This is a genomic window from Lactovum odontotermitis (assembly GCF_054658595.1).
Window position 1 is genome coordinate 14,327 of the sequence record NZ_BAAGGQ010000008.1, and the last position, 14,907, is coordinate 29,233.

Consider the following 14,907-nt stretch of genomic DNA (forward strand, 5'->3'; position numbering starts at 1 on the left):
TTTTTTTCGTATAATAAAGTATGGCGAAAATCATAGAACTCAAAAAACTCAAGCGGCTCTATCTGGTTCGATTTGATGAAGATATCGAAGATGATGATGGTGAGCTGCTCGAGAAGATTTATGTCACTGAGGACACGATTGTCAAGTTCATGCTGTCAAAGGGACTGGACGTTGATTCGGCGCTGGCTCAGGAGATTATCAAATTTGCGGACTATTCGCGCGGAAAAAATCTGGCGATTTACTACATTTCCTTCAAAATGCGCACCCGCAGCGAAGTCGCAAAGTACCTGGCTGAGCACGAAATCCCGGAGAACAATATTCCCAGAATCCTGACAGAGCTTGAGCAAATCGGTCTAGTCAATGATGCCAAGTTTGTCGAAAATTATCTGGACATTCGTATTTCCGGCGGGCAAAATGGGCCTTACAAGCTAAAACAAAAACTGCTGCAGAAAGGCATTGACGCAAATTTAGTTGCTGAGAAGCTCGAGCAGCTCTTTGATATGGACAAACAGCTGAAAGCTGCCGAAAAACTGGCAGAAAAACAGGTCAGAGCCAAAGCTGCCCGTCTGCCGCTGAAGCAGCTTAAGCTGAAAATCTCACAGTCGCTCGTCGCAAAAGGTTTCTCCTACGAAACTGCCGCAAACGCACTGGAAAATCTTGAGCTAGAGGCAGATGAGGAGAACGAGCAGGAGCTGCTCTCTGCAGAGGCAGAGAAGGCTTATGCACGGTTGTCGAAACGCTATGAGAGCTATGACTTGAAGCGAAGGGTGTCTCAGGCGCTTGCGCGCAAGGGGTTTGATTGGTCTGACATTTCCGACACCTTAAAAGATTATGATTTTTAAAAAGCTGGATAAATAAATATCCGGCTTTTCGCATAATTAATTGAGAGAATTCCAGTTAATGTTCGGGTTGTTGACAGCGGAATCCCCGGCGGCATTGCCGAAGCTGCGAATCTTGATGTAGCCTGTGTTTGGGTCGTAATTCGCTGAGCTGTTCAGCAGGTTTTCGGCCTGACTCGAATTGATGATAATCTGGCGCTCTGTCCAGTGGAAGAGCTGATAACCGTCCCCGTCCTTGCCGCCATTTGGGGTTGCTGACGAATACATGTTCCAGTACTGGACTTCGGAGAAATTCACGTTGAAGACCAGCTCGCTGTCTGTGATGTCGACCAGCGAAATATCTGCGTCCTGATTGTATTTGTAGTAATAACCGTCAAATTTGTACAGTTTCTGTGCTTTAATCTCATTAGTATTTGCATGATTATAAGTATCATTCTGCGCCTTGATTTTGGCGAAATGATTCGTGATATAGTCGCTGTAATCCGGCGTGGAAGCGCCTTTTTCGAGGAAATTGATGAGTTTGGGGTTCTGCGTGAGTCCCGCCTCGGTCTTGTAGTACTGGTAGAGGAAGTTGTTGATGACTGTTTTGTAGTCGGAGACATTGCCAGGGAAGGCCGCTTCAAAGTCCAACGTAATATCAGGATAACCTTCCACCAGCTCAATGCGGTTGCTCTCAAGCGTCTTTGAAGGAAAACTCTTTTTCAGATAGATTTTCATGCCGCTTGTATAAGCCATCTCGGGCAGGTAAAGGAGGCCGTCCGTGAGCTGTCCGACTTTTTTATTATCAATCCAGACGTCTGCATCCGGGAAAGTGCTGCAGCGAACAGTGGGCGCGGTGATTTTGAATTCCAGCGCGAGATTCTGCGTGAAAGCGTCGTGGCTAAAGCGCGTCAAATCAATCTCTCGAGAACTGCTGAGCGTCTGCTCATTCAGGGTGAAAGCGCCCTTGAGCTCATAACTGCCGGGCACATAAGCACCAGGCTTCAAAGTCTGATTATCCGCTGTTGTTTTTCCCAGCTTTTTACCGTCAAAAGTCACGGTCGTTCCGCTTCTCTCGGCAGTAATTGCCGGGTAGACCAGATTCATTTTGAGCACATATTTCGGGTAAAGCAGCAGCTGACTGCCGGCTCTCACCACATAAACATCGGAGTTCGACTTCTTCGCCGTATCATTTTCGACCGCCGAAGACAGCTCAGAAGCATAAGCCGGATTTTTAGACAGATAGTCTACAAAAGCCTTGAGACTCTTTGCGCTGACTTTAAATTTCGGGTCGGCTACCTGAACAACCTTGGCAATTTTGTCTGCATTCTCTGACTCAAGCGCCTTCCTCAGACTTACCAGCTGATTGTCACGCGAAAAGTGGATAAAGCCGAAAAAAATCAGCCCGACAATAACCACAAAAGCAAGGCACGAAACAATCACCGCCGCAATTTTGAGGCCTTTTCTCGAATTCGGCGCCTCGAACTCTGCCGCTTTCAGGGCCTTCGACATTTTAACAGGTTTGTCCAGAGGCACGGGTACTGCCTTTTGAGAAGAAGCTTTCTGGACATCTTCCGGACTTTCGTCTGTAATCTCGCTTGAGTTTTCGCTAAAAGCTTCAGCCGAGGCTTCAGCTGCCGTCTCATCCAGCACTTTCTCAGCATGTAAATACTCTGTATTTTGTGCCGCCTCAGCCTCCAGCTCGCCCATGTCAAAATTTGCCCCTTCAGCAGCTGTGAGCTCATCTTCAGTAGGTTTCCGGCCTTTGACCTCCTCAAAATAGGACAACCATCGCTCTTTCAGAGGCCTCGGGAAAAAATCGATTTTCCCTGAACTTTCTGACTGCGGGACCGTCTCTTCAGATGAAACTTCAGGCTCTGCCGCTTCTGGAACGGCTTCGGAAAATGCCGTGGATTCCGTGGATTCAGAGACACCTGTATCTTCAGCAACTTCGCTGGCTTCAGTGACCTCTGATGCTTCTGCGACCACAGTATCCTCTGAAGCTTCGGCGACTTCTGTAGCTTCTGCGACTTCTGTAGCTTCTGAGACTTCTGTATCTTCGGCAACTTCGCTGGTTTCAGTGACCTCTGAGGCTTCTATGGCTTCAGAGGCATCTATATCTTCTACAACTTCTGTAGTTTCTGCAACCACAGCATCTTCTGTAGCTTCGGCGACTTCTGAAACTTCTGAGGCTTCAGTGACCTCAGTATCTTCTGTGGCTTCTGAAACTTCTGCGGCTTTTTCGACCGCAGTATCCTCAGCGACTTCAACGTTTCCTGTATTACCAGGCTCATCCTCGAACCCATTGCTTTTCGCCTTCAAAAACTCTTCGAACTCTGGTTTACGCCCGAATTTTTGCTTGAAGGCTTTCATCCATTCCGATGCTTCCATCCTGACTCCTAACCCCTAAATTCATACAGACGCTGGAAATTTAAAGCTTTTTCTTCACATATCATAACATATATTTTTAGAAAAATTACAAAATTAAACCACTTTTTCCAGGCGATAAAAAACTTTATTGACATCGAAAACCGTCCGCCAAGGCGACCAGGTGTCAAGCTTCAGCTTCCTCACATTTTCACCCAAATCAGCACCATTAGTATTTGTCATGAAATACCGCTGCCTCTGATTCGTCAATGTCATACTATTCAAGTCCGCGTCCAGTTTGAAAGTCACCTGATATTCAACATCCCCCACCGGCTGTGTAGAGCCTACCGCCCCGCCGACACCATCAACAAACAGCGGATAATTCAAGACAAGCTGTTTATTTTTTTGATAATAACTCATAACTATTTTGGTCTCACTCAACTGCCTATATGAAAAATTCGTATAAGAAGAAGCCCGGTTTACATCAGAATTATGCTCGTCCTTCGGCATTGTCACACTAATCACGCCAGCATCATCCCAGCTGATTTTAAAAACCGCTCCACTTGCAAAACGCACATCCGAACTATTTTCCCAACTCGTACCTTTTAGCGCATCAAATGCGCTCTGAGAAGTCTCATAACTTTTTGCGGCCGAATTATTATTATTTTTCAAAACAAAATAAGTGCCAAAGCTGATTAGCACAAGCAGCGCTGCAACTCCGCCGATTACCAGTCCAATTTTTCCCTTCCGAGAAAAATGTGAGACCGCTGCTTTATTATCTTCCGGATTAAATTCCCCCGCATTGTCCGCCGCCGCATACTCATCCAGCGTCGGCGCACGGCCGTTGATGCGTCTGAAATCTTCAAACCATTCTTTTTTTTCTGCCATTTTCTGTTCTCTTTATCTTCCCGTTTTTCCTTTATTTTACAGGAGTTTGGCCATTATGTCAAAGTACAGAAAATTAGGGGATTCTGTTTTAGAAAACGCAGGAATTTAACTGATATTAATGATTTTTAACGCTATAATAACCTTATAGATATACAGGAGGTGACAAATGACTGCTCCAACGATGAACTTTAAGCTTGATGAAACACTCAAGGCTGAATTTAATCAGCTGGCAAAGGACCTCGGTCTCACGAGCACTGGTCTTTTGACTTTATTTGTCAAAAAGGCTGTTTGCAGGGCGTGCCCTTTGATGTTGTGGTGACAAAACCGCGCTATCAAGAGGATTTTTATAAGATGCTTGAGGCTGAAAATCAAAAGATTAACGGAGTGATTCCCGATGATTCAGCACCCGTCAGCCGTGCAGAACGACAAAGATGGCGCGAGGATTATGAATGAGCTTTGAGATTCGTGAAACGGCTGCTTTTGTGCGTCACCGGAAAAACTTACGTCAGCGTTTCGCTCTGTCCAGAGCAGAGGCAAGAAGCTAAATTTAAATAAGTCTCACTCTATGGAGTGCTAAAAAGATAAAAATCTCTCTAAACACAGTTTTTAGAGGGATTTTTATCTTTTCATCGGTCAAAATCATATGGCTTTGACTACTTATGTCTGCTCAAAATTGAGCAGATTTTTTATTTGTAGATAAGCTCAACGCTCATCCTTTGCACAGTCAAAACATTCTTGCCTGAGCAGTTACTTTTTTAAGCGCGGTTTCTCTCTAGTCAATAGCAATATATACAAAGTGTCTTCCTCTACTTTTGAGGAAGGCACTTTTTTTGCGTCTTAAGCTTGCTTTTGTGAAAAGCAGGGGAACGTGCAATTTTCTGTGAAACAGCTGAAATCTGTCTCCTTCATTCGGGGAGGGAATACTGAACAATACAACATTATCAATTTACTCACATGTCACAAAAAAGTTCTCGTCCCCTTCACGCGGGGAGGTAATACTGAACTGTTGGTCGATTTGCAAACCAGGTAGGTGTTAAAACTCGTTCTCGTCCCCTTCACTCGGGGAGGTATTACAGAACACTATTTCCGGAAACGGAAAACGTTTTTATGAGTTCTCGTCCCCTTCACTCGGGGAGGTATTACAGAACAGAATATATGTGACTGCAAAAGCAACTCTTTCAGGTTTGTTCTCGTCCCCTTCACTCGGGGAGGTATTACAGAACACGTCATCTAGTTGGAGCTCTGACGAAATTCATTCCGTTCTCGTCCCCTTCACACGGGGAGGTAATACTGAACACCAGCCTTGGAGACCCGCGTCCACCATGGGCTAGATTTGCCTTTTGCACACTTCAGCTTTTTCGGCTCTAAATGTCCTCCTTCATTTTTCAACAAAGTCTTAAACTCCTTCATATATCTGCTTCTACAGCTTGCACACATGAAGCCTGTTTTACATAATTCCATGCCAGCTTCAGCTTAAATTAAACTGAAATTTTCTTCCGCCCTGTCTTTTTGGATTGGTTTGTCATTGTTTCTGTATTGACCACTAACATTAGTTTACCACCTTTCATTAAATTGTCAATTTTGTCAGGTCGTTTCTTCTACTCAAAATATTGCAAAGCAATAGTTTTCATCAGGGATTGCGTGTTGTCCGTACTCTTCTGCTTTGTCCCAGCAGTCACTGCACAGGCGCAGAACAACGAGTGAATCTGTCTCTAGATTGATGATTTCTTTGGCTTGTGTGATGAGTTCTGTGAGAGTGTCTTCTTCCATTTCTCCGGTGAAGACGCTTTTTTGCATCCGCAGGCTTGCTGTCTGTAAGAGGGCCACGAGCCGCGCGGCGCTTGCTTGTCACGATGTCATACATTAAAACGACTCTTAGTGTCAACGCCATCGTAAGCCCTCGTATTCTTCGGGATTCTCGGTGTAGACGGCTTTGGCGAGTTTCTGGGCCTGGCGGTAGATGTGGCGGCGCAGGCTTCCTGAGAATTCTGGGATGGCGCCTTTGTGTTGTATTCGCTTTTTGGTATTGGAAAATGATTCCAGTCCCCTTTATTCGGGGAGGTGTTTATGAACGGGAGTTCGGGGCGAAAGGTGAGCTTGCGGTTATGTTCTCGTCCCCCTTCATTCGGGGAGGTGTTTATGAACGGGAGTTCGGGGCGAAAGGTGAGCTTGCGGTTATGTTCTCGTCCCCCTTTATTCGGGGAGGTAATACTGAACAATAAGCTTGTTTCACGAATAATGCCGAACGCTCTGTTCTCGTCCCCTTTATTCGGGGAGGTAATACTGAACTCTAGTACTGGAGACCCGCGTCTGCCATGGGCTGGTTTTGTCTTTTGCACACTTCAGCTTTTTTGATTCTAAAAGTGATTGTTCATTTTTTATCAAAGTCTCAAACTCCTTTATTGGTCTGCTTCTTCGGTTTGCACACTTGAAGCTTGTTTGACGTGAGGTCATGCCAGCTTCAGCTTAAATTAAGCTGAAACTGTGTAACTTCCCATGATGATAGCTTTAATAAAGTCGCTCTTTGTTAATCAAATCTCTATGCGCTTCAATTCTTTTGAAATTTCTTCTCGTTCATTGCTTCTTTCCTGAATCATTTTCCGAATATCAGTTTGCTCGTTTTTCAAGTTTAAAATATCTCTTTCAAGTTTTGAAAACTTATATTTCATTTCTCTCTGAGCCTTTTCAATCTTCTTTCTTTCCGAATTTCTAGTCTTTCTACTCACACCCTCTTTGGAATCTCTTTCTAACCTTGTCTTTTCTTCTTTCTGTCTGAGCACAAGTTCTTTTTCTTCAACCTTTTGTGCCAATTCTTTCAACTCACCATCAAGGATTTAAATTTTATTTCGCAGATTATTTGCTTTAAAAGATTTGATATTCTCCTCAGTCCTTCCAATTGCTAGTATTTTATTTTCATATTTCGCTTTAACGAAACTTTCGAAAAAAATTGCCAGATTAAAATCTTCTTTCTTAGGTGTGAAAATATGTTTTTCTCCAATAGTAAATTCTTGATTATACATTTCACTCGGCAAATCGTTGAAAAGGATAAGTATTTCGCCTTTAACTGGCTTAAATAAAATTGGATGCTGAAAGCGCTGGATTTTAGGTTTTCTTTTATTAAAAGCGAGATTTTTATCGTCTGGATCTCGCTCAACGCCCTCCACTGGCATTTTATTTTCGTTATAATTATCTGCAAGGCCAAGCAGTGCTCGATAAAATTTTGTATTTTGAGCGTCATAGTGAGATGTTTTATGTACTAACTCCAAGTCTGTTTTGTATTTTGTTTCTTCATATTTTCTGACTAAAAAACCCTCATATTTCCCTTTTGTTAGACTTTGTTTTCAACTCATCGGCAATGTTGTAAATTTCATCTAATATCGTGTTAGTTGGAACTTTCATCGAAAACATATAGCTAAAGAATCCAGAATCTGATATCTCTTGAACTGAAACATTTTGTACTTCACCATTAATTTTATCTACAACAAATGAACCAAATCCTTTACTTCCGCGTGCTCCAAAATTATGTATGACAAAAAACAAGGCAAGGTGTTTTTGAATTAAACTTAACAATTCTTCATGCTTTGAAATTATTTTGATATCAACCCCATCTTCATATCCTACTTGTTTAATCTTTTTACTATCTTTCCCCATATTTGCGAAAAAACTTTTATGAGGTTTACCAGCTTCCCCCTTCCCCATAATCTGCATCTTATAATCAAGTGCCCGATACTTTTTGTCTTTAACCTTTGGTAAGCACCAACATTCTTGAATTTCGCCTTTGGAGCAGGAATAGGTTTGCAGAAATTTATCCAGCTTCGGCTTTACCTCGCTTGCACGCAAAGTCGCATCAGTCGCTCCGTCCTGATGCACTTGAAAATGAATAAGCGGAGTAATCTGTGTCAGCTCGACTTTTAATTCATTCATTGAATTACCTTCTTTCCTTCAGTATTATTTCCCGAGTTCACCAAGTTTTTAATCAATCCCAGTAAAACGCTTACACAGTCTATATATTAAATTTTACGACTTTTTCTCTTTGTTGTCAATTTTTATTAAATTCGAAACTAGGACGTCTCAGTCTCTTCTTTCTTCTTTACAAGAAACGCAAATAGTACAAAATTCATCAAAGTCGTCTCAAGCGTGTGTCGCTAGGGGTTAATCTGAATCTGCAAAATCTACAAGAAATTCGACAGTTTCAAAACACTTGTACTTAAACCAGTACAAATAAGTTTAAATTTGCATACAGTTATGATACAATCAACCCATGGATAGAAAAGAACACAATGCAATTCTGGCTGAAAACATTTTAGCCAACCTGCATAAGCAGCAGATTACCCAGCAGGATTTCGCCAAGAAAATTGGAATTGCCCCGTCGACTTTGACCGACTATCTCAAACTCCGCACACTGCCTTCGCACGGCGTGGTCCAGAAGATGGCGGATTATTTTGGTATTGAAAAATCCGAACTTGACACCTTTTATAAGCCGGAATCCACTGATTTGGAGCAGTTAATCGAGCAGGCCGACAACTACGAAGGTTACAAGATTGACAAGACAACGCGACAAAAGCTCAAGAACATGATTCTAGACTTCTTGAAAGCTGAACAATAATTTTTCCTGCGGCATTCGCAGGTTTTTTTATTCCTGACAAAAAGCAGCATACACATTTATGCTGCCTTTATCAGAATCAGTTACTTCCTCTTCTTTTTCAAAATAGGGTCCACATAGTCAACAATCACCACTTCAGGATTCCCCGCCAGCGCATGCCTCCTCAGCTCCGCCCAAATTCTCTGAAACTTCTTCTTCCGAAACTGAAACCCGTCAATCATGATATTATAAAACACATGATTTCCGTTTTTCATCATATTCACGCGCATATTTTGTGCCAATTCTGCATGATTATTCATATCCTGACTCGCAAAAATCCCAATCTGCAGCGAAGAATTATTCGACACCTCCTCAAGCTTCATGACCTCCGACCAAGCCAAATCAATCACATGCGCCGGGTTCGTCAAATCCCGAATGCCGGCTTCAGAAATCTCATACATCACCTCATGCCGCAGAAACTTCCTCAGCTCGCTGAAAGTCATCAGCAAAAACAGCAGCAAGAGCAGCACGATGACAATCGCCAGAAAAAGCGGCGGCCGCTTGAAAAACAGCACACTCAACAGCCCGGCAAGCACCAGAACCTCAGCCCCAACCGCAAGCCCGCCCCGCACCCTGTCCGGATAAACCAAATAATTCTCATTCATCAAATCTTAAAATCCTTTTCCGTCAAAAAGTCCGCCGCCTGCCCCAAATCGTCAAATTTGAAGTCCGAAACAACGGCGCTCCGCGCCTGACCCAGCAAATCCTCATTCAGCAAACGCCATTTCCCGTCCAAACCAGCCAAATCACGAATATCATCCTCAACCCAGACCGAGCGAATCCCAGCAGAGCGAGCGGCCGCAATACCCACCGCCGAATCCTCAAACACCAGGCAACGAGACTCGGGAACCTCTGCAAGCCTCGCAGCGGCTAAAAACACATCCGGCGCAGGTTTCCCCCGCCTCATATCCTCCGCAGAAACAATAAAATTCATCACACCCGACATTTTCTCCATCGCCAAATACTCAAGAATCTTATTCCGCGCCGTCGACGAAGCCAGCGCAAGCTCCAGCCCCGCCGTCTGAGCGGCCGCGATGAGCTTCAACAGCCCCTTCTTCTTATAAACGCGCCCCTCACGCGCCAAAATCTCATTCTTAGCCGCGACAATATCCGCGCGCCAGAGCTCAACAGGCGCCGCAGACCCATAAATCTCGTGCATCCCCTGAATAATCGAGCGCTCCGTGCGCCCCGTCAAATAATAGTAAACATCCGGCGTCACCTCAAAATCATTTTTGCGCGCCGACTCAAGATAGGCGCGGTAAGCCAGCCGACCCGTGTCAAACATCAAGCCGTCCATATCAAAAATCAAAAGTTCAAGCCTTGCCATACACCAACTCCTCCGGTTTCTCACCGTTCACAACCCTCGTCAAATCAGCGACACACTTCTCGCCCATCCCCTCCAGACACTCATACGTATACGCCGAAGTATGCGGCGTCACCAGAATCTTCGGGTTTTTAAAGTAAGGGTGGGAAAAGTCTGCCGGTTCAGAAAGCATTACGTCAGTAGCGAGCCCCGCGACACGTCCCTCTTCCAGAGCCTCAAGCAGCGCAGCCTCGTCAATCAGCGCGCCGCGGGCTGTATTCGTCAGATAAAGCCCATTTTTCACGAGCTTCAGGCTTTCTCGGCTGATTATTTTTTCGCTGGTCTCATTTAACGTACAATTCAAAGAAATAAAGTCTGACTCCTGAAGTAAAGTCGCAAGCGACACCACTTCCATCTGGTGCTCTGCCGCCCATTTCTGCTGCTCAGGCTTGGGGTCGGCCACCAGCACGCGACCATTGAAGCCGTACTTGAAGATTTCCGCCACCCGGCTGCCGATATTGCCGCAGCCGATGACGCCGAAAGTCTTGCCGGTCAGGTTGCAGCCCATGAAACTGGCCCGCTCAGCCCAGCGATTATCCGCCGCAGCCTCTGCCGACAGCCGCGTCTGACGCACCAGCGCCATCAGGTTTGCCGCCGCGTTTTCAGCCACTGCATCGCGCTCAATAAGCGGCGGAACGATGGACACATAAGTCCCATGCGCCTCTGCAGCCTCAAGGTCAATATTATTGTAGCCTATCCCATGGCGTGAAATAATGAACAAATCGTCTTTATTGTCGAAAAACTCTTTCGTGAAATAAGGCGTAACACTGGCGATAATCATATTATAGCCATTTAGCTTTTCAGCTAAATCTCGGCCGCTGATGTCATTTGCCACACGAAAATTTTCAACTTCACCCAGTTTTTTCAGTGCTTCAAGATGTTTCGGAAACACACGCCCAAAACTGCTTGAATTCACAATTGCAATTTTATATTCCATAATTTTTTCCTTTGCATAACGTTCGCAAAATGCGCTCGGCTTAATGACAAATACAATTTACCCAGTTTTGTCTCGTTTCACCTCAAAATACGACAATTTTTTTGGACAGTCTGTATCTTAACACAGGAAAATCAGTGAATGGTCAAAGAAAGAGCCGCCCCGCAGGACGGCTTGTCACTACAAAGCCTTCAATGCTTCGTCCAGTGATACTTTCTTTGTGTCTGGCACAATCTGGAAATAGATGTCGATGTGCTTTTCTTCATTCAGCTGCTTCAAAAGCTCGCCGTCTTCTTTCGTAAGGCCGACGGTGCTGATGACGAAAGTTGCGCTCGGCTTTTTGGCAATGCCGCCGATGTTCAAACTTTCTGCCGGTATGCCGTTCTCAATGACTTCTTTGGCCGCTTTGATTGACTTGAACAGCAGAATCGCATTGTCCGAGCCGAACTGATTCTTGTTCCATTCATCCACTACCTCGGTCGTGCTGTAAACGGCAATCTTCAGACCTGCAGACGAATTTGTCGAAATATAAATATCTTTCATGAAATCATCAGCCGCAGTGTCATTATCCACCACATAAATGGCATTTGTTCCCATTCCTTTTGACCACTTTGTCATGACTTGTCCATGAATCAGACGGTCGTCCACGCGCAATAAGTTAATTTTTCCCATTTTTAAATCATATTCCTCCTTTTAGGAAATTAATGTCTAAGAGCTGGATTCCTTCATTCGAAGTATTTTGGACAGTTTTCAGTAATTCATCACTGTCTTCCATTGTTTTATAGAAGGTCAGCATCTCAATGAGCATGGGCATATTGACGCCGGTGAAGATTTTTTCAACACCTTTGGACAAAAGATAGAGTGCGACATTTGACGGGCTGCCGCCCAGCAGGTCACATAGGACATAAACTTTTCTGCCTTCGTTCTGATAGTTCTCGACGGCGGCAATCGCTTCATTGCGCAGCGATTCCACGGATTCTCCAGGATTCAATGACAGCGCGGTCACATCTTCTTGAGGTCCCATAATCATCTCAGCGCTTTTCACGAGTTCCACGCCAAACATGCCATGTGTAATTATAAGTATAGCACGATTTTCCATTTTTTAACATTCCTTTCATGAACTGCGCAAGCCAAGCGCTAGCGTTTTCCCCAAAATCCTACAGAATACCGACAACGGCCAGTACAATCAGCGCAATGGTCAGGTAAATCAGGCCGCGCATGATTTTCAGGCCTTTGCGGTCAAAGTAGAAGTAAAGTGCCATAATCGCAATCAGCGGCAGCATTCCCGGAAGTATGCTATTTAATATGTCCTGAATGACGAAAGCTTTGCCGCTGATACTGAACTTGAGTCCCGAACTAATCGTGACATAGCTGGAGGCCATCACGCCCATCATGAACAGGCCCAGAACGCCTAGTGCGTTGATAATCGTCTTTGTACGCTCACCTGTCATAATCTCCTTGGCGGCATTACGTCCCAGCGAATAGCCCATCTTTGTGAAAAAGTAGCCGTAAATAAAGGTCGCTGTCGCAAAGAAGATGAAGGGAAGCAAAGCTCCGAGCGCATTTCCCTGCCTCGCATAAGGCAGAAAAATCGCGATGAAAATATACTGAATCGTCCCGGAGTCAATCGCATCGCCGATTCCAGCCAGCGGGCCCATCAGTCCGACTTTCGTATTTGAAATCAAGGTCGGGTCAATTGCACCCTCGGTGTCGCCCTCTGCCAAAGCCTTGGCACGGCTTTCTTCAAGCGAAATCGACATACCGGTCAGCGTTCCGCCGCCCCAGACTGCCTGCGTATTGAAGAACATCAGGTGGCGCTGATAAGCCTCGCCGCGCATAATCTTGTCTTTATAAAGCTTCTTCAAAGACGGCATCATGCCGAAAAGGAAAGACGGCGCAAGCATGCGGTCAAAGGTATGCGGCACTTCATTGGCCCACCACCAGCGGAACCAGGACTTCATCAGGTCTTTATTGGTAATGGCCTCAGGTTTGTTTTCCGGTTTTGTCATGACGGAGACATCTGCATGAATCATGCCTTCTTCGTCCATATAGTCTTCGATTTTTGTTGAAAGTTCTGGAACTTCAGCAGAATTTACATTTTCTTCAGTCATTTTCCTAGTCTTCCTTTCTCATAAATTGGGTGTACAGAACCGCCAGAACCACACCGATAATCGCATAAGTCACCGTGTTAATTTTCAGGCTGGCCAGAGACACGCTGACGAAATAGGCTAGGAAGAAATATACCAATAGGCTCTTCTTGCCGATGACATGCATGATGACAGCAATACCAAGCGCAGCAAGTCCTCCCCCGACAACTGTCAGGACATGAATCAGCGGACCGTTTGAGAGGTTGTTGATGACGTCGGAAATAACCGGTGCTCCGTAATAAAGTGCGATAAAGAGCATCGGCACAAAGAGTAAGAATGAGATAACGGCCGGGATGACCATTATACTCAGAACAAGCCCCTTGTCATTGGCTTCACGAGCAAATCTGTCCATTTGCCTTGTAAAGAAAGTGTTGAGAAAGAAACGGAACTGATAAAGATAGCTTCCCAGCAAACCGACCGGAACCGCGATAGCAACCGCCGCCTCCGGCTTCAGGTCGCCGATAATCGCGACCGAGACCGCAATGGCCGCCGCAATTGACGGCTCAGCAGGCAGCGTCCCGCCAGGCGCGACCGTTCCCATATAAATCAGCTGAATCGTGGCCGTGACAACCATCGCTTCCGCGATATGGCCTGTCACCAGACCAACAACAAATCCCGTCATTAACGGGCTGAATCGCAGCATCAGGGTTGCATAACCCAGAATACGCGACTCGACAAGCGCCACCCATATGGCAATGAGCAGGGCTTGAACTACTGTGAGTGTCATAAATTTTCTCCTTTAATAGCGTTCGCGCAAGCGCTCGGCTTCCATCAGCTTGCACATGCGTTCTATCCTAAATATTTATTTCTCTGCTGAATCGACAGCGTGGCCGCCGAAACCGTTGCGCAGAGCCGCGACAACTTTTCCCGTGAATGTATCATTCTGCATGGAGCGGTTGCGCATCATCAGTGAAAGTGCAGTGACAGGTGCAGGAACATTGTACTCTAACGCTTCTTCCACTGCCCATTTTCCCTCGCCGGAAGCATACATATGTCCGGAAATTGTCTCAAGCTTCGGGTCCTTTTTGAAGGCTTCCTCAGCCAGTTCCATCAGCCAGGAGCGCACTACCGAGCCGTGATTCCAGAGCTTCGCGACGGCTTCATAGTCATAGTCGTATTCAGAAGCTTCCAGAATTTCAAAGCCTTCCGCAATGGCCTGCATCATGCCGTATTCAATGCCGTTGTGAATCATTTTCAGATAGTGGCCTGAGCCAATCGGCCCGGTATAGAGATAAGCACCGTTCTCAGATAGTCCTTTAAACAGCGGTTCAATCGTCTGCCAGCTCTCTGCATCATTTCCGCCGACCATGAAGTTCCCTGCCTCTCTCGCACCCTCCATGCCGCCGGAAGTTCCCGCGTCGAAGAACTTGATGCCTCGCGCGGCCAGAATCTCATTCTGACGAAGATTTTCCTTATAATTAGAATTTCCGCCGTCAATCAGAATGTCGCCCGGCTCCAGCTTCTCAGACAGTTGGCTAATCATCTCATCCGTTATTTCTCCGGCCGGAAGCATCAGCCAGACAACTCTCGGCTTCGGCAGCTTTGCCAGCAAATCATCAATGTCTGCTGAGTCCGTTACCATTGAGGCGGAATAGGCCGCGGCTTTTTGTACAGCCTGAGGATTAATGTCAAACACGACCACTTCATTGCCGTGGTCTACCGCATTCTCTACCAGATTCAGTCCCATTTTTCCCAGACCAATCATCGCAAATTTCATCTTTCTCTCCTTTCTCGAGCTTTGCCCGATT

General features: G+C 45.5%; 16 protein-coding genes, 1 pseudogene and 1 CRISPR repeat array. Of the genes and pseudogenes, 3 read left to right on the plus strand and 14 right to left on the minus strand.

The window, feature by feature from the left end:
• The first annotated feature begins 20 nt into the window (after nucleotides 1-20).
• A complete protein-coding gene (gene recX, locus ACYQ2E_RS05740; protein WP_460017121.1) occupies nucleotides 21-842 on the plus strand; it encodes a recombination regulator RecX in 822 nt (273 codons plus the stop codon).
• Between the two features lie 36 nt (nucleotides 843-878).
• On the opposite strand, the gene ACYQ2E_RS05745 is transcribed toward recX, so the two are convergent.
• Together ACYQ2E_RS05745 and ACYQ2E_RS05750 are read right to left on the minus strand one after the other, a co-directional pair.
• A complete protein-coding gene (locus tag ACYQ2E_RS05745; RefSeq protein ID WP_460017122.1) occupies nucleotides 879-3,209 on the minus strand; it encodes a TcaA 3rd/4th domain-containing protein in 2,331 nt (776 codons plus the stop codon).
• 93 nt (nucleotides 3,210-3,302) lie between these two features.
• Nucleotides 3,303-4,073: a hypothetical protein gene (locus ACYQ2E_RS05750; protein WP_460017123.1), complete on the minus strand. Its 771-nt coding sequence runs from the start codon at nucleotides 4,071-4,073 to the stop codon at nucleotides 3,303-3,305.
• 288 nt (nucleotides 4,074-4,361) lie between these two features.
• On the opposite strand from ACYQ2E_RS05750, the gene ACYQ2E_RS05755 reads away from it, so the two are divergent.
• Nucleotides 4,362-4,526, plus strand: coding sequence for a hypothetical protein (locus ACYQ2E_RS05755; protein WP_460017124.1), 165 nt, complete (start codon nucleotides 4,362-4,364; stop codon nucleotides 4,524-4,526).
• Between the two features lie 514 nt (nucleotides 4,527-5,040).
• A CRISPR array of direct repeats spans nucleotides 5,041-5,370; the repeat unit is 38 nt; unit sequence GTTCTCGTCCCCTTCACTCGGGGAGGTATTACAGAACA.
• A gap of 305 nt (nucleotides 5,371-5,675) precedes the next feature.
• Here the strand turns inward: ACYQ2E_RS05755 and cas2 are convergent.
• The 4 genes and pseudogenes from cas2 to ACYQ2E_RS05775 all read right to left on the minus strand — a co-directional run.
• Nucleotides 5,676-5,903 (minus strand): annotated as a pseudogene (gene cas2, locus ACYQ2E_RS05760) (CRISPR-associated endonuclease Cas2); the annotation flags it as partial.
• A 701-nt stretch (nucleotides 5,904-6,604) separates the two neighbouring features.
• On the minus strand, nucleotides 6,605-6,892 hold the full coding sequence (locus ACYQ2E_RS05765) for a hypothetical protein (RefSeq protein WP_460017125.1): 288 nt from the start codon (nucleotides 6,890-6,892) through the stop codon (nucleotides 6,605-6,607).
• A gap of 15 nt (nucleotides 6,893-6,907) precedes the next feature.
• A complete protein-coding gene (locus tag ACYQ2E_RS05770) occupies nucleotides 6,908-7,339 on the minus strand; it encodes a hypothetical protein (protein ID WP_460017126.1) in 432 nt (143 codons plus the stop codon).
• Between the two features lie 46 nt (nucleotides 7,340-7,385).
• Nucleotides 7,386-7,997, minus strand: coding sequence for a hypothetical protein (locus ACYQ2E_RS05775; RefSeq protein WP_460017127.1), 612 nt, complete (start codon nucleotides 7,995-7,997; stop codon nucleotides 7,386-7,388).
• A 337-nt stretch (nucleotides 7,998-8,334) separates the two neighbouring features.
• On the opposite strand from ACYQ2E_RS05775, the gene ACYQ2E_RS05780 reads away from it, so the two are divergent.
• Complete coding sequence (locus ACYQ2E_RS05780; RefSeq protein ID WP_460017128.1) at nucleotides 8,335-8,679, plus strand: helix-turn-helix domain-containing protein; 345 nt, start codon at nucleotides 8,335-8,337, stop codon at nucleotides 8,677-8,679.
• An 80-nt stretch (nucleotides 8,680-8,759) separates the two neighbouring features.
• Here ACYQ2E_RS05780 and ACYQ2E_RS05785 read toward each other — a convergent pair whose 3' ends face one another.
• From ACYQ2E_RS05785 to gnd, 8 genes are all read right to left on the minus strand, one after another.
• The gene (locus ACYQ2E_RS05785) at nucleotides 8,760-9,320 is read right to left on the minus strand and encodes a hypothetical protein (RefSeq protein ID WP_460017129.1); all 561 of its coding nucleotides are present in this window, start codon (nucleotides 9,318-9,320) and stop codon (nucleotides 8,760-8,762) included.
• Complete coding sequence (locus tag ACYQ2E_RS05790; protein ID WP_460017130.1) at nucleotides 9,320-10,042, minus strand: HAD family hydrolase; 723 nt, start codon at nucleotides 10,040-10,042, stop codon at nucleotides 9,320-9,322. The genes ACYQ2E_RS05785 and ACYQ2E_RS05790 overlap by 1 nt, the downstream gene beginning before the upstream one ends.
• Nucleotides 10,029-11,018 (minus strand): D-isomer specific 2-hydroxyacid dehydrogenase family protein, encoded by a 990-nt coding sequence (locus ACYQ2E_RS05795; protein WP_460017195.1) that lies wholly within the window; start codon nucleotides 11,016-11,018, stop codon nucleotides 10,029-10,031. Before ACYQ2E_RS05795 ends, ACYQ2E_RS05790 begins: the two co-directional genes overlap by 14 nt.
• 174 nt (nucleotides 11,019-11,192) lie before the next feature.
• Nucleotides 11,193-11,684: a PTS system mannose/fructose/N-acetylgalactosamine-transporter subunit IIB gene (locus tag ACYQ2E_RS05800; RefSeq protein WP_460017131.1), complete on the minus strand. Its 492-nt coding sequence runs from the start codon at nucleotides 11,682-11,684 to the stop codon at nucleotides 11,193-11,195.
• A 7-nt stretch (nucleotides 11,685-11,691) separates the two neighbouring features.
• Nucleotides 11,692-12,111 (minus strand): PTS sugar transporter subunit IIA, encoded by a 420-nt coding sequence (locus ACYQ2E_RS05805; RefSeq protein WP_460017132.1) that lies wholly within the window; start codon nucleotides 12,109-12,111, stop codon nucleotides 11,692-11,694.
• A gap of 58 nt (nucleotides 12,112-12,169) precedes the next feature.
• Nucleotides 12,170-13,045 carry a PTS system mannose/fructose/sorbose family transporter subunit IID gene (locus ACYQ2E_RS05810; RefSeq protein ID WP_460017196.1) on the minus strand — a complete coding sequence of 292 codons (876 nt, stop codon included), beginning with the start codon at nucleotides 13,043-13,045 and terminating at the stop codon, nucleotides 12,170-12,172.
• 82 nt (nucleotides 13,046-13,127) lie between these two features.
• The gene (locus ACYQ2E_RS05815) at nucleotides 13,128-13,886 is read right to left on the minus strand and encodes a PTS mannose/fructose/sorbose/N-acetylgalactosamine transporter subunit IIC (RefSeq protein WP_460017133.1); all 759 of its coding nucleotides are present in this window, start codon (nucleotides 13,884-13,886) and stop codon (nucleotides 13,128-13,130) included.
• 75 nt (nucleotides 13,887-13,961) lie between these two features.
• Nucleotides 13,962-14,876 carry a phosphogluconate dehydrogenase (NAD(+)-dependent, decarboxylating) gene (gene gnd, locus ACYQ2E_RS05820; protein WP_460017134.1) on the minus strand — a complete coding sequence of 305 codons (915 nt, stop codon included), beginning with the start codon at nucleotides 14,874-14,876 and terminating at the stop codon, nucleotides 13,962-13,964.
• Nucleotides 14,877-14,907: the final 31 nt, after the last annotated feature.

Coding starts and splice junctions, on each gene's coding strand:
- ACYQ2E_RS05790 (WP_460017130.1), bottom strand. CDS start 10,042: ATGGCAAGGCTTGAACTTTTGATTTTTGATATGGACGGCTTGATGTTT.
- ACYQ2E_RS05785 (WP_460017129.1), bottom strand. CDS start 9,320: ATGAATGAGAATTATTTGGTTTATCCGGACAGGGTGCGGGGCGGGCTT.
- ACYQ2E_RS05745 (WP_460017122.1), bottom strand. CDS start 3,209: ATGGAAGCATCGGAATGGATGAAAGCCTTCAAGCAAAAATTCGGGCGT.
- gnd (WP_460017134.1), bottom strand. CDS start 14,876: ATGAAATTTGCGATGATTGGTCTGGGAAAAATGGGACTGAATCTGGTA.
- ACYQ2E_RS05815 (WP_460017133.1), bottom strand. CDS start 13,886: ATGACACTCACAGTAGTTCAAGCCCTGCTCATTGCCATATGGGTGGCG.
- ACYQ2E_RS05750 (WP_460017123.1), bottom strand. CDS start 4,073: ATGGCAGAAAAAAAAGAATGGTTTGAAGATTTCAGACGCATCAACGGC.
- ACYQ2E_RS05810 (WP_460017196.1), bottom strand. CDS start 13,045: ATGATTCATGCAGATGTCTCCGTCATGACAAAACCGGAAAACAAACCT.
- ACYQ2E_RS05775 (WP_460017127.1), bottom strand. CDS start 7,997: ATGAATGAATTAAAAGTCGAGCTGACACAGATTACTCCGCTTATTCAT.
- ACYQ2E_RS05805 (WP_460017132.1), bottom strand. CDS start 12,111: ATGGAAAATCGTGCTATACTTATAATTACACATGGCATGTTTGGCGTG.
- ACYQ2E_RS05780 (WP_460017128.1), top strand. CDS start 8,335: ATGGATAGAAAAGAACACAATGCAATTCTGGCTGAAAACATTTTAGCC.
- ACYQ2E_RS05800 (WP_460017131.1), bottom strand. CDS start 11,684: ATGGGAAAAATTAACTTATTGCGCGTGGACGACCGTCTGATTCATGGA.
- recX (WP_460017121.1), top strand. CDS start 21: ATGGCGAAAATCATAGAACTCAAAAAACTCAAGCGGCTCTATCTGGTT.